The following is a 23,341-nucleotide window of genomic DNA, read 5'->3' on the forward strand; positions in this document are numbered from 1 at the left end:
GGCACGATTCCGTTTTGTTCACATTTTTCTATTTTTGCTTGCATCAGTTATGGCAGAAGTTACTCGCATTGGGAGTCCACTTGCCATAGCCGGTAGCGACGAGATTGGCGATCACGCGGCAGACATATCGCTTCTGCGCAGGGTCGTTGTTTGGTCCGGCGTGGTATCTGGCTACCGCCATCGTCCAGGTTTCATGCCGGTCGTGAAGATTGCGAAGGAACTTCGCCGCATATTCGACATTGCGGTGCGGGTCGAACATGGCTTCCGCCGAGCTGAAATTCTCGCCATGAAAGTAGTGGTTGATCTGCATGCAGCCGATGTCGATGAGCTTTGCACCGCTTTTTCGCGCCGAATAGAACTGCCTCATGGCGTCCACCTCGGAAGGCGGGAAGACTGCCTTGCCTTCTATGTTCAGCGCAAAAGGATAGAGCGAACCTTTGCGTCCGGTTTCCGTCAGGCCCACGGAATAGAGAATGCCTTCCGGTATGCCGTATTTGGCGGCAGCAGAGAGGATTTCCCTTTCGCAGGCACCGTTGGAAGCGCGCGCCTCAGAGGTAAACGCTGCCAGAAGCGCCGCTGTCAGCGGCGCCAGAAGCAACATCTTCAACATTGGTCTGCCCTGCCCCATTAAGGCCTCCATTGCCGCGCTGTGCCGTCTGGGCGTGGCGCTCGCGCGCTTCACCGCCCTGCCCCTGCTGCAGAGATTGTTGCTGGGAAGACTGCTCTTGCGCATTTGCCTGGTTCCCCGCGTCGGGCTTTTCGACCGGCGCCATGCTGATCGTGACGTTGTCGATGGCATAACCCTGGCTGCGAAGCACCTCGATGATCTTGCCGTGATCTTCCTTGAGCTGTCGATAGGCCGCAGCGGTTTCGACCTTCAGATCGACGTTCAGGGCATCGCCGGAAAGGCGCATCGTTGCCGTCACGAGGCCGAGGTCAATCGGCGTCATCTGGATCTTCAGGGTGTTGACGACCTTCCCGGTGCTCGTCCATTCGGCAGCGTTCGACAGTGCCGAACTCGGCTGCATCGCACCCGTCCACTCCCTGTCGCCAAGGATTGCAGCGGTCACGGATGCGGAATTCTGCGCGAGGCCGATATATCGGCGTGAATCGAGAACCGTGACGTTTTCGATATCGCTCTTCGCCTTGGCGGCGGACGCTTCCTGGTCAGCACCGATATGCATCTCCATGGACTCGCCGCGCCCGTCCGCGCGGCTCAAACGGAACGTCTTTCCATCAAGATTGACTGCGTCGTCCACGGCAGGCATCTGCACGTCGCTGGCGCTGATCGCCGCCAGCGCATCGGCCGCAGGCGCAATACCAGTGCCACGGCCGGCATCCTTTTCCTTACCGGCCATATTGTCCTTCGCTACCTGGGCTGCAGCCAGGAATGCCGCCGGGATCACAGTGTCCGTGGCATCCTTGTTCAAAAGGCCGAGCGCATCAGAGACAGAAGTCGCATCCGACGGAGTGCCTTCATCGGTTCCGGTCTTGTTTTCCAATGTCTTTGCCGATTTTCCGTCTTTTGCGACATGTGCATCTTCCGCGACCTCGCCGGCGTCTTCCTTGACGTCGAATTTTACCGAAGCCGTATCGACGCGGCTTTTCACCTGATCCTTGCCGGATTTGCCCGTGACGATCGCAACCGTCTCCGGCTGCGTCGCGGCCTGTTGTTTCAACGATGCATCGCTAAGAGCGATCATCGGCTTGCTGCGAGCGCGCAAATTAAGAGCGATACTGCCGGCGGCGCCTTCCTCGACTTCTGTTTGAGCGTCATCAGCCGCAGGGGTCCCTGCAGGTTCGCCGCCGGTGCTGTTTTGGGGACTGTTTCCTGCCTTTGAGAGCACGTCCGAAAAGCCGCCATTGCCAGCGTCGCCGCCCTTGGCTGCCGGACCATTGCCTCTGGCGGCTGGCGACGCCTCGGTTGCGGCCGCTCCCCCCAAAACGCTCATATCGATCATTTCAATTGCTCTCTTGGCTCAAGAGACCGTCGATTTCATCGAGTTTCGAACGGCTCGTCGTCACAAAGGATTTGAATGAGGGATCAGCCACCTGCTCTGCACCGTGCCGCATCAACGCCGGCGCCGCCCCATCGTCAGCAGGCTCGGAGGGCGCCGCGATCTCTGCGGGCTGGGATCCGTCGGCCGTCGATACGGCTGCCTGTTCAGAAGTAATTTCTTCATTAGCAGGTTTAGAACCGGACGCTTGTGTCAGGCTTGCCGGATCCGGCGGCTGCAGCACCTGTTCGGCGATTGTTTTGGCTGCGGCGCGTAACGCGCGGTCGCGCGGGGAGAGCTCGCTGTCTGCAACGCTGCCGATGCTCTTTGCGGCCGCCCCCACGTCGGGCGTGGAGACTAAGGCCATGTTGCCGTAGAAATCCGCGAGCGCGCCGAGCGCATTGTTCGGTTCGCCGGCAAGCGATTGCGCGTATGCGGCCGCCGTCCTTGCAAGCTCCGCCTTGCCGGCAATACCGGCGGCGCGCGCAATGCGCAGATAGACCTCGCGCCGCCGCGACTCGTCCATGAAGGAGACGATGCTGACGATATCCTCCGTCTTCACATGGTCGTGGTCGACGATCAGCTTGACGAAAAGATCGGCGAACTGGCTCGCATAGGGCGAATGCAGGAACCGCCGCACATACCGCTGCGAATAGGCAAGGCCCTTGTCACGGAGACCCGCCTCGACGCAAATCGCCACCGAGCGGCGCAGGGCCGCCTCTTCGACGATCGTTCCCGGCGCCGAGAGCCGCGCCTGATCATAGAGCTTGAGCGCTTCGTCCGGGCTTCGCGCCACCATGACGTTGCCGCCGACAAGCGCGAGATAGGGACCGATCTTCTTGTCGCGGTACTCATTTGCGGTGTCGACCAGTGTCTTTGCAACGAGCAGGCCCTTGCCGCTCAGGTACTTGCGCAGGACATCGGTCACGCGATTGTCGAAATAGCCGTTCACGTCCCGGGCAATCAGATATTCGAGCGTGGCCGGATTGCCGCCGCTCATGGCATAGACGAGTGCGGCATCGACATTGCGGTCGTCATCGAAGACTGAGGCATCCGCACTGCGCAGGCGCTGATCGATCGTGCCGAGCATGAAGCGCTGCATCTCCGCCGCCGAATGATCGCCGAGAGCGACCGAGTCCTGTACGAACTGCAGCGAACGCAACATCTTGTACGGCGCCAGGTTCGCCTGATCCTCGCCCGCAGCGACGGTTGGCGAAGCGATCGCCAGTCCGAGAGCAAGGAGAAGATGCCGGTGCTGCGGGCGCGCCATGAGACTATCCTTGATCCGCCTGAACCAGGATTTCGATGCGGCGGTTGGCAGCATTGAATGGATCGTCGGGCGACTTCAGCCTCCGATCGGCAAAGCCGGAAACCTGGGAGACGCGCTTCTCGTCCAGCCCGCCCCGAACGAGCATGTAATAGGCTGCCTGCGCACGATCCATGGAAAGACGCCAGTTCTCATTGTCGGCACCCTTATATTGACGGCCGTCCGTATGGCCGCGGATCATGACTGCGCCCTGACGGCTCTTCAGGATTTCGCCGATCTTCTCCATCGCCAGCACCATTTCCTTACGCGGAATGGCCGAGCCGATATTGAACATGGAACTGTCGTCCTGGTCGGCCAGGCTGACGAGCAGGCCGCCCTCTGCTGCAGTGACGGTCAAACCCTCTGCAAGCTTGCCCGCAATACCGCCGATCTGCCTGGCGATTTCCCGTTGGAGGTCCTCGGCCTGTTTCTGCTCGTCGGTAAGCTTCAGTGCATTGGCAGGCTGTTGTTGGCCGGGCTTTTGTGCCTCGGCTGCGGCTTCACCCGATTTTTCCGGCAAGGGGGCGCCCTTGTCCTGCGCTTCGCCTGCTGCGGCGGACGCCTCATCCGCTGTTGCAGGCTTGAGCGCCTCCTTCGCCAGTTCCGTCGCATCGGGTTTCTGTTCGGGGTCGGCCTCGTCGGCTGCGGCCTGTTCGGCCTTGTCGGCATGCGTGACCTCGACCTGTTTCGTCCAGAAATCCGGATCGAACGGATCGCGATACGCCTTTCCGCCATCAGCCCCGGTTGCGGGACCTGAATCGCTTGCTCCGCCCTCGCCTTTCGCGCTGACATTTGCTTGCTGGCCGACTTCCTGGGCGATTTCGGCAAGAACCGAATAGGGGTTCTCGAAGAAATCGGCTTCGGAGTAATTCCTCTGGTCGCCTGAAGTCGACGTCTGGTCGTCACCATTGGCGGCGGACGCGCCTTTGGTGGGTTCTTCTTCCTCTTGCTTCGACTTGTCCTGCTTCCGATCGCCATCGGCCTGGTCGACGGGCTTTTTCAAGCCCTTCTCAGTGGGCTTCTCATCGGCAAGCTTGATCGGATTGAAATAGGTGGCGACGGAGGCCTTGGTTTCCTCGTTGGCCGCGTTGACCAGCCACATGACGAGGAAGAACGCCATCATGGCGGTCATGAAGTCGGCATAGGCGATTTTCCAGGCGCCGCCATGCGCGCCGTCATGATCGCCGCCGCCATGCCGCTTGACGATGATGACTTCGTTCCGGCCGTGGTGATGGTTTTCGCTTTCACTCATTCAAGGACCTTCTTCAGGCTGGCAGACCAGGCGGAAATGCGCGTAACCAAAACGGAATCGCCCACTTCAACAGAGAGATCGGCATCATCGCATTCATGATGACGCAGCAGATCCGGCCTTTCACCCATTTCGGCCTTCAGCAATTCGAAAAGCCGCGCCGGGCCTTTGACCGTCATCGAACCTGCTGCTCCTTCCAGGATCGCTTCGCGTAGCAAGGCTGCAAGACTTGAGACCGCCTGGACGGCAAGGGCTTCCGTCAGCATCGGCGCAATCGCTTTGGCGGTTGCCGCACTTACGAGATTTGCGACCTGCGCTGCGATCTCATCGAGGCGGCGTGCAATCACCGCTGCCGTCTCTTCTTCATACCTTGCCGTCAGTTCTTCAATCTCGCGCTGGTGCACAAGCGCGACCGTCTGCGCCTCCAACTCGTATCTCTGCGTCAGCTCGGCCGTCGCTGCGGCATAGCCCTCGCCATAGGCCTCACGGCGCTCGGCTTCGACATCGACCGCAGCCTCTTGCGGGATATCCGGAAAGCCGGCGAAGACGTCGTCGGCGAAGTTGTCCTCATCGACGACCGGAGCGGCAGGTTTCGTCTCACCGAAGTCCTTCAAATACCGAGAAAGCATGGCGCTCATTCAAACCACCCGGCATCTGCAATCAAATTCGACATGCGCGTCCCGCCTTTACGAACCAAACACTTACGCCGGCAACGGACGCGAAGGCATTCTTCAGTCTTCGCACGGCTCAAACAGCGTTTCTTCTTCAGACTAGAAACCCAAACTTGTGCGAGGATGAATGGCAGGCTCTGCGCCTGCCGTTCAGGCCGACGCTACTCGAGCAGGATCAGGACCTTGCTCGCGGACGTATTCATGACAGAAAGTGCTTCGGTTGCCATATCACGTGCCGTTTGAGCTGCGGACAGGCGGACCGACGCTTCGTCCATATCAGTATCGACAAGGGCACCGATGCTTGTCTTCAGCGACGTCGAAAGCGTGGCGACGAAATCCTGCCGATCTTCGATGCGGGAATTCATCGTGCCAAGGCCCGCGGCGGTGGCATTGAGGCTGGAGAGGATGTTGTCCAATACCGTCAGCATGTCCTGCAGGTCCTGCGACGTCGAGCTTGTGGAGATCGTTATTTCGCTACCTGCCGCTGACGTCGTCGAACCCACGTCGAGCAGATAGTAATTGCGGGCCGGCACTGCGTCTGGATCGGCGTTGATCGATTTCGTCAGAAGTCCGCGGCTGGCGTTGTTCGTGTCGATCATGATCGTCTCGCCTGCCGGGTAAGTAATATTCTGCGGGTAATATTCACCGTTCGGACCGCGCACGAAGCCGCCGATGACCGACCGTTGCACTGGTGCCGTCGCATCTCGGTTCAACAGCCAGTTCTCACCGGAAAAGTTGACGGAATTCACGGCACTTTCCAGCTGTGACTTATACTGCTCCATCGTGACGCTGAGCTTGTCGCGATCATTGGCGGGGTCGGTCGCCGATACGACGGTTTTGCGTATCTCCGAGACCACGTCGATAAGCGAGGTTATTGCCGTGTAGGCGGTATCGACCTTCGCGGCACCGAGACCTAGTGCATCGCCGACCGTCTTCAACGCGTTTTCGTCCGACCGCAGGGTCGTGGCGGAAGCCCATGAGGAGGCATTGTCCGCCGCAGTCTCGACGCGCAGCTCCGACGAAACCTGCCGCTGAACGGTGTCGGCTTCCTTGCTAACGCCGCGAAGAACAGTGAGCACGTTCAACGCGCCTACGTCTGTGATCGTGTAGGCCATCGATTAATCCCTGAAATAATATGAATGGGACAGGCCGGATTGCCGGCAGCGACTTAACTGGCTTCATGCCGCCGGCTGGTCCCTCCAGGCCGGTATGTCGCAAACAAATCAACTCTACAATGAGATTAACCCGACATTTACCTTGACGGCAAGAGGTTGAACGCATCCGCCGACCGCACCGGCAAGCTTGACGCAAGCTCTTGATTTCCAAAATCGAAATCGCGCCATAACGGCGCGACTTGCTGTCTGTTATTGGGGCCGAAAGCCGCCGCTTGCCAGGATCTGGGCCCGGCTTAGCTTCAACCTGAAGCTTAACTGCGGAAGAGCGAGAGAATGTTCTGCGCGCTGGAATTCGCAATCGACAGCGACTGGATCGCTAGCTGTTGCTGCGTCTGCAATGCCGTCAGCTTGCTGGATTCCTCTTCCATGTTTGCATCGACGAGACGGCCGACACCCGAGTCGATCGAGTCGCTCAGCGCTGAGACGAAATCCTCCTGTAGCTGGATGCGTGTCGAGATCGAGCCAAGCTGCGAGGCTGCCCTCGTCATCGCCTCGAGGCCGAGTTCGACGGCCGTCAGAGCGAGCGAAATCCCGTCCGTTCCGAAGGATGTGATGTCCATCGAGTAGATTGAACCGATGGTCCCGTTCGAAGAGCCGATAATGCCCGACGAGGTTTCGATTGCGCCACCGCTCACGCCAAACAGAACGTTGCCGGTCGACGAGGAGTCGAGCTTATAGTCGGTGGTCGTAACCGAGGTGTTTCCGTTGCCGTCGCGGACGAAGGAGGAGACAACGCTTTTCGTTTCGTTGCCTGCGACCCAGTTTTCGCCGGAGAAGGATGCGGATTGCGCAATGCTGAGGAGCTGCGCCTGCAGCTGCTTGATCTCTTCCTGGATTTTCGTTCTGTCGACACCCTTCTCGGTCGCGGCAACCAGCTTGGCCTTGATTTCTGTCACCACGTCGACGGCGCTGTCCATCGCAGAATAGGCAGTGTCGACCTTGGCGGCACCGAGACCCAGAGCGTCGGAGACGGCCGAAAGTGCCTTATTGTCTGAGCGCATGGTCGTTGCGATCGACCAGTAAGCGGCATTATCGGCTGCCTTTTCTACGCGATAACCGGATGAAACATGATTTTGAGTTTCCTCCAGACTGTCATTGATGGCCCGCAGCGTCTGGAGAGCGGCCATTGCAGCGACATTGGTCAAAATACTGGTCATAAAATGATTGCCCCTTGTTGGCATATATTGGGAAAGGGACATTCCGGACTACCGGGAGCGGCGGTCAGCTTTCATGCCTGTTAACCGAAAATCAATATTGGTTAACCCGCCGGTTCGTTGAGCGCAGAAGACGCCAAAATGGTTAACGAATAGTTAACGCCAACAGAAAAAGCCGCGCTCCAACAAAGCGCGGCTTCCTATCGTGGGCTGCCGGACGAGCCGGCAGGTGTATGTTCTTCGACCTGTTAGCCGCGGAAGAGCGACAGGATGTTCTGCGAAGAGGAGTTGGCGATCGAGAGAGACTGGATCGCCAGCTGCTGCTGCGTCTGCAGGGCGCTGAGCTTGGAGGATTCTTCTTCCATGTCAGCATCGACGAGACGGCCGATACCGGAGTCGATCGAGTCGCTCAGGGCCGAGACGAAATCGTCCTGCATTTCGATGCGGGTGGAGATCGAGCCGAGCTCGGCACCGGCCGAAGTCATCGCCTTCAGTGCGGCTTCGACGTTGGACAGAGCCGTCGAGAGCTGGCCCAGCGTGAAGTTGGTGATGTCCATCGAATAGACGGAACCGGTTGCGCCCGTCGAGGTGCCGAGGATGCCGGTGGAGGTTTCGATCGTGCCACCGCTCATGCCGAACAGGACGTTGCCGGCCGAGGTGTTGTCGAGCTTGTAGTCGGTCATCTTGACCGACACGCCGTTCGAACCGTCGCGAACGAAGGTCGAAACAACGCTCTTCGTGGTGTTGTTTGCGCCGGCAACCCAGTTTTCGCCGGAGAAGGCAGCCGACTGAGCGATGCTCAGCAGTTGTTCCTGAAGCTGGTCGATTTCTTCCTGGACCTTCGCCTTGTCGACGCCGTTTTCAGTCGCGGCAACCAGCTTGGCCTTGATTTCGGAAACAACGTCGATGGCGCTGTCCATCGCAGCATAGGCAGTGTCGACCTTGGCGGCACCGAGGCCGAGAGCATCGGAAACAGCCGAAAGCGCCTTGTTGTCGGAACGCATGGTCGTTGCGATCGACCAGTAAGCGGCATTGTCAGCGGCCTTGCCGACACGCAGGCCGGACGAAACATGATCCTGGGTTTCGCCGAGGCCCTGGTTGATGCCGCGGAGAGTCTGGAGAGCTGCCATTGCAGCGTTATTGGTAACGATACTCGTCATGTCTATTTGCCCCTTTGGCAGGAAAAACAAGGAAGGGACATTCCGGAATTTTTAGCCGGCCCACAGCGATCAGCCTCATGCCTGTTAACCGTATCCATTAAGGTTAACTCGCCGTTTCGATGGGCCTAGGAAACAGCAAGATGGTTAAGGAATACTGAAGTCGAAAAAGAAATTTAGTTAATGAATTCTGAATGTTAAATGGAGTTTGATTAACCTGTTCTTAAAACATTTCGCGGCCGGGATGACCCGGCCGCGAAAACTCGTGCTTGTCGATTTCGACCGCTCTTAGCGGAAGAGCGACAGGATGTTCTGCGAAGAGGAGTTGGCGATCGAAAGAGACTGGATCGCCAGCTGCTGCTGCGTCTGCAGGGCGCTGAGCTTGGAGGATTCTTCCTCCATGTCAGCATCGACGAGACGGCCGATACCGGAGTCGATCGAGTCGCTCAGGGCCGAGACGAAATCGTCCTGCAGTTCGATGCGGGTGGAGAGCGAGCCGAGCTCGGCGCCAGCCGAAGTCATCGCCTTCAGTGCGGATTCGACGTTGGACAGAGCCGTCGAGATCTGGCCCAGCGTGAAGTTGGTGATGTCCATCGAATAGACGGAACCGGTTGCGCCCGTCGAGGTGCCGAGGATGCCGGTGGAGGTTTCGATCGAGCCACCGCTCATGCCGAACAGGACGTTGCCGGCCGAGGTGTTGTCGAGCTTGTAGTCGGTGGTCTTGACCGAGACGCCGTTCGAACCGTCGCGAACGAAGGACGAAACAACGCTCTTCGTGGTGTTGTTTGCGCCGGCAACCCAGTTTTCGCCATTGAAGGAAGCCGACTGAGCGATGCTCATCAACTGCGCTTGCAGCTGGCTGATTTCTTCCTGGACCTTCGCCTTGTCGACGCCGTTTTCAGTCGCGGCAACCAGCTTGGCCTTGATTTCGGAAACAACGTCGATGGCGCTGTCCATCGCAGTGTAAGCGGTGTCGACCTTGGCGGCACCCATGCCGAGAGCATCGGAAACGGCCGAAAGCGCCTTGTTGTCGGAACGCATGGTCGTTGCGATCGACCAGTAAGCAGCGTTGTCGGAAGCCGAGCCGACGCGCAGACCCGTCGAAACGTGGTTCTGAGTCTGGTTCAGGCCCTTGTTGACGTTACGCAGCGTCTGGAGAGCTGCCATGGAAGAATTGTTGGTATTAATACTTGTCATAAGTCTGTCCCCTAGAAAACTAGATACAAAAGGAGGACATTACCGGACTGCTTACCGGCGATGACGGAGCAGCTTCATGCCCCTCGGTGCCTTGTGTTCTTGGCCCAAACCCGTCATGTCGGGGAGCAATCTCGCAGCCAATGCTTGCCAACTTCTTAAAAACGAAGCAGTGCCCGAACGCGGACAGCAGGCGTAGTTAATGCACGGTAAATATCTGTAATATCAAGCTAAAAATATTTCGTAGTGCGCATTCACCGGCCACCTGTTTCAAGCAAGCTTCGCCCGGCAATATGCGATGAACCAGGGTTGGGATAATTGCGCCTTTGCGGCGCCGTGGGCGCGACCCTTAACGGCGACATTCAAACGGATATTTCCGCACGGAGTTGGTTTTGAACAGCAAAGTTTCGTTTTCGGCAGCCTCCAAAGACTACCAGATGGGCCGCTATACCCAATCGCTTGCAACACTGAACCAGCTCATCGACAGCCAACAGGACGCCAAAACCTACGCGCTGCTTGCAAAAAACCTTCTGCAGTTGGGCTTCAAGGCAGATGCGGCAAGATCCTATGCGCTTGCTGCTCAATACGACAGCCCGAACGCCTACGAATACCACAAGCAAGCCGCACGTCTGCATTTTGAGTGCGGGAACGAAGACGACGCATTGCTGATCGGCATGCGCAATCTTTCGAAGGCGCAGGATGACGCGGAGCTCGCCTATATCCTGACCTCGATCTACCTGAACCGCCAGCAGCGCGACATCGTAAAGCCGTTCAAGAAAGTGCTGTCGGAAAGCTCCAATCCGGACCACTCCAGGCTCGCCGCCCTGCTTCTGACCGACGATCTGCATGATCAGACCAACCAGATGCTCGCGCGCAATCTGTTCAAGCGGTACCCCGGCAATATCGCTTTCCGCTTTCTTTATCTGGTCTTCTTGCGCGAGTTCAACGATTTCGACGAAACCGACAAACACAGCGCTCCGATCATCGAGCGCATCGCCAAAGGCGATCTCGACGTGCTTCGCAAGGACAACCCGTTCTACCATCTTCACTGGAACGGCGACGAGAGCCTGAACCGGTTTGCCACGATCGGTACGACCCCCCTCAATCCAGAACGCGTCGCCATGCGGCGGAAAATGCCGCACACCTGGTCCGACAAGATCCGCGTCGGCTATATGTCCTCGGACTTCTGGGACCACCACGCGACGATGAAGCTCCTGCAGCGCATCCTCGAACTGCACGATACGAGCCGCTTCGAAATTACGCTGTTCTGCCACACCGAGCCTGAGCATCTGGCGAAGAACACGACCGACCGCAGCCGTTGGGGAAAGGTCGTCGATGTGTACGGCCTTTCCAATGAAGCAATCGCTGCCATCGTTCGCGAACATAACATCGACATCATGGTCGACCTGAAGGGCCACACCGCCGGCAGTCGGGCGTCGTCTTTCAATCTGCCGCTGGCACCTGTTCATGTCGCCTGGCTCGGTTTTCCGGGCAGCACGCTCAACATCGATCTCGACTATGTCATCGGCGACCGCTTCGTCCTTCCGGATGCGGCAAAGCCTTATTACCATGAGAAATTCTGCCGGATGCCGGAAAGCTACCAGCCGAATGACCCGACGAACCGTCCGAAACCGAAGCCGATCACGCGGGCCGAGCTCGGCCTGCCTGAAGATGCCTTCATCTTCGCTTCGTTCAACGGCAACCGCAAAATCATCGCCGAGACGATCGACATCTGGTGCCGTATCCTGAAGCGCGCGCCCAACAGCGTTCTTTGGATCATGTCCAACGGCACGCGGAACCAGGCAAATCTCTCGAAGAGGTTCCAGGAGGCCGGCATCCCGCAAAGGCGCATCATCTTTTGCCCGCGTGTGACCTACGAAGAACATATCACCCGCCAGCAGGCAGCCGACATCGGCATCGACACATTCCCGGTCAATGGTCACACCACCACATCGGAGCAGCTATGGGGCGGTCTGCCGGTCCTGACAGTCAAGGGCACGAACTTCGCGTCGCGCGTCAGCGAGAGCCTGCAGCACGCCATCGGCCTGCCCGAACTCGTTGCCCCGGACCTGAAGGCTTATGAAGACCTTGCCGTCGAGCTGGCGCAAAATCCCGAAAAGATCGCCGAGTACAAGGCGCGCCTGAAAGCCAACGGCCCTATCATGCCGCTTTTCGATGCGGAGCGCTTCTGCCATCACCTGGAAACAGCCTATGAAATGATGGCTGAGCGCGCCAGGAACGGCCTTGATCCTGATCACATCGACGTGCCGGCTTTGCCGCAGCGTACAGAGCCGTTCTACTCGGCGGAATGACCGCTCTAGAAGATAAAGGAATCCGCCGGGTGCATGCCCGGCGGTTTTTCATTGCGGCCGTGCCGGCCGATCGGAATTCGTTAGCGGGGATTAGCTGAAGGATCGCACCAGGCTGCCGACCAGCAGGTTCCAGCCGTCGATCAACACGAAGAACAGGATCTTGAACGGCAGCGAGATCGAGGTCGGCGGCAGCATCATCATGCCCATCGCCATAGTAATCGTTGCAACGATCAGGTCGATGACGAGGAACGGCAGGACGATCAGGAAGCCGATCTCAAACCCGCGCCGGATCTCCGAAATCATGAAAGCCGGAATAAGAACACGGTAGTCGATCTGGGCACCGGTCTGGACGGTCTGGCCGCGCTCACGCGCGAGGTCGACGAAGAGCGCCAGATCCTTGTCGCGCGTGTTGGCGGCCATGAAGGTGCGGAAGGGCTCGGCAATGCGCTGTACGGCCTCCTGCTCGTTGATCTGGTTGGAAAGCAGTGGCTGCACGCCGCTCTGCCAGGCCTGATCGAAGGTTGGCGACATGACATAGAAGGTCATGAAGAGCGCCAACGAAAGCAGGATCATGTTGGAAGGGGTGGAAGAAAGCCCCATGCCCGTGCGCAGGATCGAAAAGGCAATGACGAACCGCGGAAAGCTCGTCACCATGATCAGGATGCCGGGCGCGACCGAAAGGACGGTCAGAAGGCCGAAGGTACGGATGATCCAGGCGGCGACGGAGCCATCGACGGGTATGTTCAAGAGATCTGTCGGCAGCTGCTGGGCAACCGCCAATTCCGGCGCCGCCATCATGGCAGCGAAGAAAACTATGAATCGAATCATTCGATGACAAAGGTCCTGAACATGACCTTCGATACTCGTCCTTGCGAACGCAGGTCAACACGTTCCTGTATGTCATCCCGCAGATATTGAAAGCCGCGAGGCCCTTCGATCTGCTGAAGGGAAACGGTGCGGATATAAGCCAGGACATCCTGGTGGATCTCCTCGGCCACTCTCACATCCGGCGGACCGTTGAAGAGCAGAGCCACTTCGAGGCGGACCCAGTTTTCCGAGGGATAGGCGAGGTTCGACGTGATCGGCTCAAGCTGGACGACGTTGTTCGCCTCGGTGGAAATATGCGGCAGTCCGCCCTCGCCTTCCTTTTTCTCTTCGCCGCTGGCCGAAGCCGTTTGTGCCGCCTCCGCCTGCTCGGCGCTCTTGACGTTCGGCGCAATCATCGTGCCGACGACCCAGCCGCCGCCGGCACCGAGAACGGTGAGCGCGAGCAGCCCCGCTGCCATGATCAGCATGGCGGATTTCGCTTTCGGTTTGCCGTCGGTTTCTTCTGCGTCTGCCATGGTCATCCGGCCTTAGAGCGGCGAGAAGAGATCGATGGCCTGCTGGCCGCGCGGCGGCTGCTGCACTTCCATCAGGCGGCCGCGGCCGCCGTAGGAGATGCGGGCTTCGGCGATCTTCTCGTAGGAGATCTGGTTTTCGGCATCGACGTCCTGTGGGCGCACGATACCGGCAACATTGAGGATGCGGATTTCCTGGTTTACGCGGACTTCCTGCGAACCACTGATGACGAGGTTGCCGTTTTCGAGGATGCCGGTGACGACAGCAGCGACGAGGAGCGTCAGCTTTTCGGAACGCTCGATCTTGCCCTTGCCGTCAGTGCTCGTGTCGGAACCGTAGGTAATGTCCGTCTGAGAGGTCGGGTTCCAGCCGAAGATGTTGGCCTGCACATCCCAATTGAGCCCGCTCGAATTCTGGCGACTGCGATTGGTTTCGTTGTCGAACGTCGCCTTGTCGTTGATCTGGATATTGACCGTCAGAATGTCGCCGACGTTGAGTGCTCGCGCATCCTTGAAGAGGGCCGCCTGGGAATCGCTCCACAGCGAATAGCCCTGCGCTACCTGGCGCGGCTGCTTCGGATAAAGCGCCATCTGCGGTGTTTGGCCATAAGCAAGGCCACTGCCGATCGGGCTCATGGCAGGCGCCCGGCCGATCTCCCTCACAGCCTGCGGCGACTGGCAGCCGGCTAGAAGGGCAACAGCGGCCATGACAGCCGGGAAACGCTTGTTCATGAGGGATCCTTCGACGTATTGGGATCGGACGCACTTGCGATGATGTTGGCGATGACGGCCGCCTTCAGCGGGTCCATCTCGTTCAGGATCAGGCTCGACTGACGCGAGCCGAGCCGCATGATCACCGCCGCCGCGACCTCGATCTTGACTTCCTGAAGCTGCAACGCCGCAGCATCCGGCTTCATGTTCTTGAAGATGTCGGTAAGGCCGGCCTGGGCCTGCTTGAGGAAGTCGTCGCGACGCTTCAGCCAGTCCTGATACTCGGCCTTGCGCTTGTCCATCTCTGCCATGCGGGCGTCGATATCGGCGCGCAGCTTCTCCAGTTCCTGCTTCTGCAGCAGATAGCGCTGGTCGCGCGCCGGATCGGCAATGTTGGTGCAGAACTGCTTGATTTCCTCTTCCGAGCTCAGGTCCCCGGCAGGTCTTGCGGCTTCCTGGGCAAAGGCTCCGGGAATGGAAAGAAGGACAGCCACGGCAGCCGGTAACGAGAGCTTCCCTAGCAGTTCAGGGATTTTGAAGTCGAACTTCGAGCCGATCATTGCAGTACGAGCTCCGCCTGCAGGGCGCCTGCGGACTTGATACCCTGCAGAATTGCGATGATACCATCCGGCTTGACGCCGATGTTGTTGAGACCTGCAACCAGGGTCCGGAGGTTCGGACCGTCGAGGATCGCGACACGTCCGCCATTTTGCTGCGCGGCGATATCGGTCTGCGGCTGAACGGCTGTGACGCCGCGCGAGAAGGGTTCCGGTTGGATAATCTGCGGCAGCTCGGTAACCTGTACGGTCAGGGTTCCGTAGCTGACCGCGACCGGCGAGACGCGGACGTCCGCCCCGATGACGATCGTGCCAGTGCGCTCGTTGACCACGACTTTCGCCGGCGTATCGGTCTCGACGACGAGATTTTCGATATCGGCCATCAATCGCGTCAGGTCCGCCACACGCGGCTTCTGGACGACAACTTCCTGCGCGTCCCTCGCCTCCGCGACCGGACCGCCGAAGCGGGCAGCCGCATAGCCGTTCACCACATCGGCAATGCGCACGGCCGTCGAGAAATCCGGATTGCGAAGCTGCAGCACGAGATTGACGGAATCCTTGAAGTGCGAGGGAAGCTCCCGCTCGATAATTGCGCCACCCGGAACGCGGCCTGCCGTCGTGACACCCTCGGTCAGCGTTGCAGCCTGGCCTTGCGCCTGGAAGCCGGAGACAACGACGGAGCCTTGCGCGACGGCATAAATCTGACCGTCGGCGCCCGACAGCGACGTCATGACGAGCGTGCCGCCACGCAGCGAGGTCGCGTCGCCCAGCGAACTGACGCTGACGTCGATACGGCTGCCGGGGCTCGCAAAAGGCGGAAGGTTCGCCGTGACCATGACCGCCGCCGTATTTTTCGCGTTGGATTCGCCGCCCTGCGTCGAAATGCCGAGGTTCTGCAGCATGGCGCGCATCGACTGTTCGGTGAACGGTGAAGCGCGGAAGCCGTCGCCCGTGCCCTGAAGACCGACGACGAGACCGTAGCCGATGAGCTGGTTATCGCGTCCGGCCTGCAGCGAGGCGATGTCCTTGATGCGCGAGGTCAGCGCAAATGCCGGCGTCACATGCGCCATGCACATGGAAAGGGCCGCGAGTGCGATAAAAATGCGAGAGACAATCTTCATTTTGCCGCCACGTGTATGGTGCCGTCGGCAAGGACGGTGCCGCTGACGATGACGCCTGAATCCATGTTGCGGGCGCGAACGACCTGGCCGGTAGAGCCGTCCTCGAGCGGCGAGCCTGCCGCCGAGATCGTCATCGCGCCGATACGAAAGATAAGGCGAATCTGCGATCCGCGGGTGACGGTGTAAGGCTCGCGCAGCGCCGAGACAGGGATCGTCCGTCCCGGCAGCAGCGTGCGCTTCGAGATCATGCCGCGAACTTCGTCGATGGATTTTGCATAGCCGCTCGCAAGGTTCGGATTGGTGACTTCGACCTCCTGAAGCTGGCCGCCGCTGATCGTTTCTCCGGGATAGATGATGGCCGTCGGCACGACCGCATAGCCCATGCCGGCGCTCGCGGCACCGGGCATGAAGCTGCCTGCGATCGCAACCGAGGCCAATGCCGTCAAAGCGGCGAAATTTCTCGCCCGGCGAAACATCATGTTCGGCCCTTTCCTCTTTACTTCAGGTTCTTGCTGACGATGGAGGCCATTTCGTCGGCCGTGGTGATGACCTTGGAGTTCATTTCATAGGCGCGCTGGGCCGATATCAGCTCGGTGATTTCCTTCACCGGATCGACGTTCGACGATTCCAGGTAGCCCTGCTTCATATACGCAAAGCCCTCTTCGTCCGGCGTACCGACAACCGGGTCGCCGGAGGCCGGCGTTTGCTGGAAAAGGTTGTCGCCGAGCGGCTGAAGGCCGGCTTCGTTGACGAAGCTTGCAAGCGTCAGCTGGCCGAGCGTCGTCGGATCCGTCTGGCCCGGGAGCCTTGCGGTGACTTCACCGGACCGGCTGATTGTCAGTTCCGTCGAACCGGTCGGGATCGTGATGCCCGGGACGACTTCATAACCATCGACGGTGACGAGCTGGCCCTGGTCATTCTTGTTAAAAGCGCCGGCGCGTGTGTAGAGCGTTGTGCCGTCCGGGGCCTCGATCTGGAAGAAACCCTTGCCGATCAGCGCCACGTCGAGATCGTTGCCGGTCTGGCTAAGCTCGCCCTGAATGTGCAGGTTGCGGATCGCAGATGTCTGCACGCCGAGGCCGATATTGGCGCCTTCCGGAACGATCGCCTGATTGGCGCGGTTTGCGACGCCCTTGGCGCGTTCGGTCTGGTAGAGAAGGTCGGTGAACTCGGCGCGTGCACGCTTGAAGCCTGTCGTATTGATGTTCGCGATGTTGTTCGCGATCACTTCGAGGTTAGTCTGCTGGGCATCCATACCCGTAGCCGCAATGGCGAGCGCTCTCATCGGTTCGTCCTTAAATCCAGTTACATCTGCATCTTGGTGACTTCGAGAAAGGCCGACACGACCTTGTCACGGATTGCGATTGCGGTTTGCAGGGTCTGCTCTGCCTGCAGCATGGAATCGACCACTTCGCGGGTCGTCGCCGTGCCCTTGATGCCGGCGAAGGACATGCTTTCGGCGCCCTTCATTGTATCTACGGCCTGCGTTGCCATGTTTCCGAGAACGGCCGCAAAGCTCTGGTCGTTCTTGGCGCTGTCGGCGGCAGAAGGGGGCGTGGAGGAATTCTCGGTCGCAACGCTGCTAAGGCCGCGCGTTACGGAAAGAGAGCTGACGTTCTGTACGTTGTTGATCATTATTGGCTCTTCAGGAGATCGATCGTGGACGAGATCAGGTCGCGGGTCTGCTTGATGGTCTGCAGGTTGGCGTCATAGGAACGGTTGGCTTCGCGCATGTCCGCCATTTCGACCAGCATGTTGACGTTCGGCAGCTTGACGACGCCGCGCTCGTCGGCGCCCGGATTGCTTGGGTCGTATTCCGTCGTGAAATCGGATTCGTCGACGCCGAGCTTCTTGACGCCGACTGTCGTCACACCACCGGCGCGATCGACCTCCTCGCCAAACGTGACCGTCTTGCGGCGATAGGGATCGGCGCCGGGCGTATCGCCGGTCGAACGGGCGTTTGCGATGTTTTCCGAGACGATGCGCAAACGCGTCGACTGCGCTTCGAGCCCGGAACCTGCGATCTTCATTGCTGCTGACAAGGGATCCACGACATTACTTCCTTACGGTCATCAACATCATGCGATGGAAGGAGCCCACCAAAGAGGTGTTCAACTCGTACTGACGCTTGATTTCGCCGGACTTGGACAGTTCCTCCGCAAGGCCGACGGTATTGCCCGATTCCTGCACGCCGATTTCCTGGTCGAGTGCAGCTTCCTTGACGTCGATGCCGCCGCTGGCGCTGAAATCGTTGCCGCTGAGATGCGCCGGATTGGTGCGGGCCATGGTGATATCGGCCTTGTCGAGCACGGCCTCGAAAGGCGTCACGTCCTTGGCACGAAATTTCGGCGTGTTAGCATTCGCGATATTGCCGGCCACAACCTCCTGACGGATCGTCAGCCATTCCGCCTGCCGCGAAGCCAAGTCGAAAAGTTGAATCGGTTGCATGGGCACTCTCCGTTTTTACTGAGAGGACCCTAGGGCGGCAATCTTGCGTCAGACTTACGGAGAATCTCGGCTCTCGCCGAAGCTATCTTTATGGTAGCGCCGAAAGGAAAGAGACCCCGTCGCACGCGCGGAGCCTCCACCGATCACAGCAACCGCGATCAATTGTTCTGGTAGATTTCACCGTTGGACGTGACGATCACCCACTTGCCGTCACGCTCTTCCAGCGTGGCAAGACGGCTTTCGTCCGGGAGGATCGATCCGACGCGCACGACATACATGCCCGAGGAATCCTCGATAAGCGCGCGGCCGTTGGCGACATGCAGCAGCTTGAAACCGGAAACGGCTGGAAACGGCTGGTCGTCGGGCATGATACCCTTGTTGTTCTCCCTGCCGACATTCGAAACCGTCGCGGTCGTCAGCGGGTCGAAGGGAAGCGCGGGCTTCTTCTCCACCTCGTTCTTGTTGACCATCGCAAGCGGCGAGACGCTGAAAACGTTGCGCTCCGGCCAGTCCGGCAGGTCACGGCTCCGATCACCTTGCTCGACTTTGATGCTGAACTTGTCCTCGTTGAAGAAGACATACCATGGGAAAAACGCCGCCGCACCTGCGAGCGCAAGCCCGGTCACGGTCAGCACACGGTCGAGCATCAGCGCCTGTCGCTTATCCAGTGGCTTCAAGGGAGCGATGCGCTCGTCATCATCGTCGAAGGTGGTCAAAACTAGCCTCTGGGTCTCGTCGGGATTGTCGATGGCTGGTTCGGAATCCCGGCAGCCGTCTTGAGCGCTGCCGCCAGGTCAGCAAAGGCATCGGCCGACTCGCGGTCTCCCGGCGACTGTTTCAAAACATCGTAAATAATTGGTACCTGCTTGACCGCCATGTCCAAATCCGGGTCGGCCCCCGGTCGGTAGCCGCCGATCAGGCGCAAGTCGCGCGTTTCCTCGAAGCGATGGATCAGCGCCTTCAGGCGCGAGACGAGCTTTTCCTGATCCGGCGTCCACGCCTTGCGGGCAAGGCGCGAAATGGAAGCCAGCGGGTCGATTGGCGGATAGCGGCCCTCCTCTGCAAGGCTACGCTGCAGGACGATATGGCCGTCGAGAATTCCGCGCGTCGAGTCGGCGATCGGGTCGTTGTGATTGTCGCCATCGACGAGGATCGAGATGATTGCGGTGATTGTTCCTGTGCCTTCCGGGCCGGGACCCGCACGCTCGAGCAGTCGCGGCAGCTCGGTGAAAACGGATGCGGGATAGCCGCGGGCGATCGGCGGCTCGCCGGATGCCGTCGCCACTTCACGGATTGCGTGGGCAAAGCGCGTGACGCTGTCGACAATCAGGAGAACGTTGTCGCCCTGATCGCGGAAATGTTCGGCGATCGTCACCGCCGTCAACGGCGCCATCTTGCGCAGCATCGGGCTCTCGTCGCTGGTCGCGACAACGGCGATCGACTTCTTCATGTTCTCGCCGAGCGTATCCTCGATGAATTCGCGCACTTCGCGGCCGCGTTCGCCGACGAGCGCAATGACCACCCTGTCAAAGGCATCGGCCTTGGCGAGCATCGAGAGGAGCGTGGATTTACCGACGCCGGAGCCTGCGAAGATGCCGAGGCGTTGGCCGTGGCATAGCGGCGAAAAGATATCGATGGCGCGCACCCCCGTGCGGAAGCCCTTCTCGACACGCTTGCGGGTCATCGACGGCGGCGCGGTATTGGAAATCGAGCGGCGATCGAGCCCCTCGACGATCGGGCCAAGGCCATCGATCGGCTCGCAAAGCGAATTGACTGTCCGGCCGCACCAGCTTTCGGCCGGCGATATTCGAAAAGCTCCCTTGCGGATGACCGTGTCATGAATGCCGATCGGCTCACCCGGTTCGATCGGGCAGACATAGGCCAGTTCCGGCTCGACGCGGACGACCTCGCCGAGATGGATGCCGGTCGCCGACTTGTGAGCGACAAATTCGCCGAGACGGACGTGGCGGGAAAGACCGCTTACCGTATAGTGGCCGGCGGCGATCGTCTGGACATGGCCGCCATGTGCGACCGCATGTTCCGGCTTGGTATAGCGGCTGACAAGGCCGGCCAGATGATCCAGCTTCGGCGAAAGCGCGTCTTCAGTCAGCGGCATGTTGGTCATCCGTCAAACCTTTGCTCAACGGCTGCCACCCAGCGTCTTGATGGCCTCGTTGAAGGAGCTTTCGCTGTCAGCCGTCAGCGAGGCGATGCTCTCGAAGGCGCGGTTGACTTCGATCAGCTGGGTGATTTCGTGCATCGCGTTGACGTTGGAGTTTTCGAGATAGCCTTGCTCGATGCCGATATTGAACCGGTCGGTGACGGCGCGCGGCGTCTCCGTGGTCATGACCCCGCTGTTCTCATAGCGGAGGTAACCCTTGCTGATATCGGCTTCGAAGAGACCGAGCGAGCCAACCTGCCGGCCGCCTTGGTAGATCATGCCGTCATTGCCGACCTTGGGCTCACCACCTGCCGTGTTCAGCTGAATCGGCGCGCCGCCAGCGTCGAGAACCGGGTATCCGCGGATCGACACAAGCTCGCCCGTGTCCTTCATGGTGAACCGGCCGTCCTTGGTCAGAACCTGGCCCGCCGGCGTATCCAGTGCGAACCAGGCGTCGCCCTTGATCGCAAAGTCCAGCATATTGCCGGTGTGCTGCAGCTCGCCGCTGTCGCCGGATAGGTAGTCGTTGCCCTGCGAGACGAAGGCAACCTTTGCGTTCAGCTTGTTGTCGGTGTCGCTCAGCAACTGATTGAACTTGATTTCCGTCCCGCGAAATCCGGTCGTGTTCACGTTCGCCATATTGTCCGCGATTGTCGTCAGGCGCTTTTCGAGTGCCATTTGAGACGACAGGGAAACATAAAGACCGGATTGCATGGTAGGCTCCTGGTATTGGCGATTAACGGAACGAAGACCGGGGTTCCTGTCGCTTGTTCGACCACGGTATCGCTGAGGCGGCGCACCTCAAAAACGAACGAATCGGTCCATTCGTCACCTTGAACCTGACGGCAAATCCTTGTGCGAAGCTGGCATGCAGAATGCGGGCCGAACGTGCCGACCATCAGCCTCACGCAAGCCAGCAACCCTATCCCTGAGGTTGAAAACAACGTTCAGGTTTGGACTGACGATGAATATCATTATCGGATTTGTGATTACCTGCGGCTGCATCGTTGGCAGCTTCATGGCGATGGGTGGCCATGTCGGCGCACTCTGGCAGCCTTTCGAACTCGTCATCATCGGCGGCGCCGGCCTGGGCAGCTTCATCATGGCTAACCCGATGAAGGTGGTGAAGGATTCCGGAAAGGCACTCGGTGAAGCCTTCAAGCATACGGTGCCCAAGGAGCGGAATTACCTCGATACGCTGGGTGTCCTTTATTCGCTGATGCGCGACCTTCGCACGAAATCACGCAACGAGATCGAGGCGCATATCGACAATCCGGCCGAATCCTCGATCTTCCTGTCAGCTCCGACGATCTTGAAGAACAAGGAATTGACGGCATTCATCTGCGACTACGTCCGCTTGATCATTATCGGCAATGCCCGCTCGCATGAGATCGAGGCTCTGATGGACGAAGAGATCAATACGATCCTGCACGACAAGATGAAGCCCTATCACGCTATCCAGATCATGGGTGACGCTTTCCCCGCGATCGGTATCGTCGCCGCCGTTCTCGGCGTCATCAAGGCCATGGCGCACATCAACGATTCGCCGGAAGTCCTCGGCCACCTGATCGGTTCGGCGCTCGTCGGCACCTTCCTCGGGATTCTGCTGTCTTATTGCCTCTGCTCGCCGCTCGTCTCCCAGATCAAGGTCGTGCGCACGAAGCAGCATCGCCTCTATGTCATCGTGAAGCAGACCTTGCTTGCCTACATGAACGGCTCCGTACCGCAGGTTGCCCTCGAATACGGCCGCAAGACGATTTCTGCTTACGAGCGTCCATCAATCGACGCGGTCGAGCAGGAAATGATGAACCCGGGTGGCGAGAACAAGGCGGCCTAAACGACCATGAGCAACCTTTCCCCTCAACGGCCGGCAATGGATTCGGTCCTTCTTGCGAAGCTGACGGGACGCCTCGGCGACCGGGCGACCATAGAAAAGCTCTGCGCTTCATTGTCGGAGGTCTATGGCGAATTCCTGCCGGATATCTTCAAGAGCGAAACCGGGCTGGACATCGCCGTGGCCTATCTCGGCTGCAGTTCCGGCTACAAGAACGATCTGATAGCCGACCTCGACGCCAACGTGACCCTCGTCGAGGCGACGTTGCGCAACTGGTCGCAGAATATCACCTTTGCCTGCGGCAACAGCTTCGTCATCACACTGATGGAAAACCTGCTTGGGGCTGCGTCCGATACGATCGAGCAGCCGGCAGAGAGGTCGCTTTCGGTCATCGAGCTTGAACTTGCGGTCATGGTTTTCGAGAAGATCGCCAATGTCTTCCGTTCCGCCGTCAATGCACCGGGCGGTTTCGAACCGAACCTTGAGCCGCCGCATCCGCACGATTTCCGCGCCCATCCCTCCAGCGATACGCCGGACGAATTCGCCTCGGCCATCAACATGTCAATCACGCTTTCGGGCATCACGTCCGAGTTCTCGGTGATCGTCCCCCAAGGGCCCCTGCTGAAGACGCAGATTTCCGCACCGAAGGCAACGAACCAGTCCACCAAGTCCACGCAGTGGACCGAACAGCTCACCGAACAGGTCCACCGTTCGCATGTGACGCTCGACGCGAAAATCCGCCTTCAGGATCTGACGCTGCGCACCATCTCCAAGCTTGCGCCGGGCGATGTCATTCCGTTCCGCGACACTGGCGATGTCCGTGTCGAGGTCAGTGCCAACAGCAAGGAATTGTATGTGTGCGAGTTCGGGCGTTCGGGCGAAAATTATACGGTCCGGGTCAAAGATACGATCAGCTCCGACGACGAGCTCATCCGTCATTTAATGAATTAATCG

Annotated in this window: 25 protein-coding genes; 3 read left to right on the forward strand and 22 right to left on the reverse strand. The window is 59.3% G+C overall.

Annotation, left to right across the window (positions count from 1 at the left end):
* Window positions 1–43: 43 nt before the first annotated feature.
* The 9 genes from BLP23_RS03900 to BLP23_RS03940 form a co-directional block, all read right to left on the reverse strand.
* On the reverse strand, window positions 44–607 hold the full coding sequence (locus BLP23_RS03900) for a transglycosylase SLT domain-containing protein (protein ID WP_092584260.1): 564 nt from the start codon (window positions 605–607) through the stop codon (window positions 44–46).
* The gene (locus BLP23_RS03905) at window positions 549–1,961 is read right to left on the reverse strand and encodes a flagellar hook-length control protein FliK (protein WP_092583614.1); all 1,413 of its coding nucleotides are present in this window, start codon (window positions 1,959–1,961) and stop codon (window positions 549–551) included. The genes BLP23_RS03900 and BLP23_RS03905 overlap by 59 nt, the downstream gene beginning before the upstream one ends.
* Window position 1,962: 1 nt before the next feature.
* The gene (gene motC, locus BLP23_RS03910; protein ID WP_092583615.1) at window positions 1,963–3,267 is read right to left on the reverse strand and encodes a chemotaxis protein MotC; all 1,305 of its coding nucleotides are present in this window, start codon (window positions 3,265–3,267) and stop codon (window positions 1,963–1,965) included.
* Window positions 3,268–3,271: 4 nt separating this feature from the next.
* Complete coding sequence (locus BLP23_RS03915) at window positions 3,272–4,555, reverse strand: MotB family protein (RefSeq protein ID WP_092583616.1); 1,284 nt, start codon at window positions 4,553–4,555, stop codon at window positions 3,272–3,274.
* Entirely contained in the window at window positions 4,552–5,190 is a 639-nt protein-coding gene (locus BLP23_RS03920; RefSeq protein ID WP_092583617.1) for a hypothetical protein, read from the reverse strand. Before BLP23_RS03920 ends, BLP23_RS03915 begins: the two co-directional genes overlap by 4 nt.
* A 194-nt stretch (window positions 5,191–5,384) precedes the next feature.
* Complete coding sequence (locus BLP23_RS03925; RefSeq protein WP_092583618.1) at window positions 5,385–6,338, reverse strand: flagellin N-terminal helical domain-containing protein; 954 nt, start codon at window positions 6,336–6,338, stop codon at window positions 5,385–5,387.
* Between the two features lie 311 nt (window positions 6,339–6,649).
* Window positions 6,650–7,555 carry a flagellin N-terminal helical domain-containing protein gene (locus tag BLP23_RS03930; RefSeq protein WP_022717169.1) on the reverse strand — a complete coding sequence of 302 codons (906 nt, stop codon included), beginning with the start codon at window positions 7,553–7,555 and terminating at the stop codon, window positions 6,650–6,652.
* A gap of 245 nt (window positions 7,556–7,800) precedes the next feature.
* Window positions 7,801–8,712, reverse strand: a complete 912-nt coding sequence (locus BLP23_RS03935) for a flagellin N-terminal helical domain-containing protein (protein WP_074066685.1) — start codon at window positions 8,710–8,712, stop codon at window positions 7,801–7,803.
* Window positions 8,713–8,997: 285 nt separating this feature from the next.
* Window positions 8,998–9,906, reverse strand: a complete 909-nt coding sequence (locus BLP23_RS03940) for a flagellin N-terminal helical domain-containing protein (RefSeq protein ID WP_022718698.1) — start codon at window positions 9,904–9,906, stop codon at window positions 8,998–9,000.
* Between the two features lie 434 nt (window positions 9,907–10,340).
* On the opposite strand from BLP23_RS03940, the gene BLP23_RS03945 reads away from it, so the two are divergent.
* Window positions 10,341–12,215, forward strand: coding sequence for an O-linked N-acetylglucosamine transferase, SPINDLY family protein (locus tag BLP23_RS03945; protein WP_092584261.1), 1,875 nt, complete (start codon window positions 10,341–10,343; stop codon window positions 12,213–12,215).
* A gap of 90 nt (window positions 12,216–12,305) precedes the next feature.
* Here BLP23_RS03945 and fliP read toward each other — a convergent pair whose 3' ends face one another.
* From fliP to flgF, 13 genes are all read right to left on the reverse strand, one after another.
* On the reverse strand, window positions 12,306–13,043 hold the full coding sequence (gene fliP, locus BLP23_RS03950) for a flagellar type III secretion system pore protein FliP (RefSeq protein ID WP_022718696.1): 738 nt from the start codon (window positions 13,041–13,043) through the stop codon (window positions 12,306–12,308).
* On the reverse strand, window positions 13,040–13,510 hold the full coding sequence (locus BLP23_RS03955) for a flagellar basal body-associated FliL family protein (RefSeq protein ID WP_407691768.1): 471 nt from the start codon (window positions 13,508–13,510) through the stop codon (window positions 13,040–13,042). The genes fliP and BLP23_RS03955 overlap by 4 nt, the downstream gene beginning before the upstream one ends.
* 60 nt (window positions 13,511–13,570) lie before the next feature.
* Entirely contained in the window at window positions 13,571–14,287 is a 717-nt protein-coding gene (gene flgH, locus BLP23_RS03960; protein ID WP_022718694.1) for a flagellar basal body L-ring protein FlgH, read from the reverse strand.
* Window positions 14,284–14,826: a MotE family protein gene (locus tag BLP23_RS03965; RefSeq protein ID WP_092583620.1), complete on the reverse strand. Its 543-nt coding sequence runs from the start codon at window positions 14,824–14,826 to the stop codon at window positions 14,284–14,286. The genes flgH and BLP23_RS03965 overlap by 4 nt, the downstream gene beginning before the upstream one ends.
* Window positions 14,823–15,944: a flagellar basal body P-ring protein FlgI gene (locus BLP23_RS03970; protein ID WP_092583621.1), complete on the reverse strand. Its 1,122-nt coding sequence runs from the start codon at window positions 15,942–15,944 to the stop codon at window positions 14,823–14,825. The genes BLP23_RS03965 and BLP23_RS03970 overlap by 4 nt, the downstream gene beginning before the upstream one ends.
* The gene (flgA, locus tag BLP23_RS03975; protein WP_092583622.1) at window positions 15,941–16,423 is read right to left on the reverse strand and encodes a flagellar basal body P-ring formation chaperone FlgA; all 483 of its coding nucleotides are present in this window, start codon (window positions 16,421–16,423) and stop codon (window positions 15,941–15,943) included. The genes BLP23_RS03970 and flgA overlap by 4 nt, the downstream gene beginning before the upstream one ends.
* 17 nt (window positions 16,424–16,440) lie before the next feature.
* On the reverse strand, window positions 16,441–17,229 hold the full coding sequence (gene flgG / locus BLP23_RS03980) for a flagellar basal-body rod protein FlgG (RefSeq protein ID WP_092583623.1): 789 nt from the start codon (window positions 17,227–17,229) through the stop codon (window positions 16,441–16,443).
* Window positions 17,230–17,249: 20 nt separating this feature from the next.
* Window positions 17,250–17,579, reverse strand: a complete 330-nt coding sequence (locus tag BLP23_RS03985; RefSeq protein WP_092583624.1) for a flagellar hook-basal body complex protein FliE — start codon at window positions 17,577–17,579, stop codon at window positions 17,250–17,252.
* Window positions 17,579–17,995 (reverse strand): flagellar basal body rod protein FlgC, encoded by a 417-nt coding sequence (gene flgC, locus BLP23_RS03990; protein WP_092583625.1) that lies wholly within the window; start codon window positions 17,993–17,995, stop codon window positions 17,579–17,581. The genes BLP23_RS03985 and flgC overlap by 1 nt, the downstream gene beginning before the upstream one ends.
* Before the next feature lie 4 nt (window positions 17,996–17,999).
* The gene (gene flgB, locus BLP23_RS03995) at window positions 18,000–18,392 is read right to left on the reverse strand and encodes a flagellar basal body rod protein FlgB (protein WP_092583626.1); all 393 of its coding nucleotides are present in this window, start codon (window positions 18,390–18,392) and stop codon (window positions 18,000–18,002) included.
* A 158-nt stretch (window positions 18,393–18,550) separates the two neighbouring features.
* Complete coding sequence (locus BLP23_RS04000; RefSeq protein ID WP_092583627.1) at window positions 18,551–19,108, reverse strand: flagellar protein; 558 nt, start codon at window positions 19,106–19,108, stop codon at window positions 18,551–18,553.
* Between the two features lie 2 nt (window positions 19,109–19,110).
* On the reverse strand, window positions 19,111–20,517 hold the full coding sequence (gene fliI / locus BLP23_RS04005) for a flagellar protein export ATPase FliI (RefSeq protein WP_092583628.1): 1,407 nt from the start codon (window positions 20,515–20,517) through the stop codon (window positions 19,111–19,113).
* Window positions 20,518–20,532: 15 nt separating this feature from the next.
* On the reverse strand, window positions 20,533–21,267 hold the full coding sequence (gene flgF / locus BLP23_RS04010; RefSeq protein WP_092583629.1) for a flagellar basal-body rod protein FlgF: 735 nt from the start codon (window positions 21,265–21,267) through the stop codon (window positions 20,533–20,535).
* Between the two features lie 250 nt (window positions 21,268–21,517).
* Between flgF and motA the strand changes: the two genes are divergently transcribed.
* Entirely contained in the window at window positions 21,518–22,390 is an 873-nt protein-coding gene (motA, locus tag BLP23_RS04015) for a flagellar motor stator protein MotA (protein WP_022718683.1), read from the forward strand.
* A gap of 6 nt (window positions 22,391–22,396) precedes the next feature.
* Entirely contained in the window at window positions 22,397–23,338 is a 942-nt protein-coding gene (locus BLP23_RS04020; protein ID WP_233426622.1) for a FliM/FliN family flagellar motor switch protein, read from the forward strand.
* Window positions 23,339–23,341: the final 3 nt, after the last annotated feature.

Source organism: Rhizobium mongolense subsp. loessense, assembly GCF_900099775.1.
In the GTDB taxonomy this organism is placed as follows: Bacteria; Pseudomonadota; Alphaproteobacteria; order Rhizobiales; family Rhizobiaceae; genus Rhizobium; species Rhizobium loessense.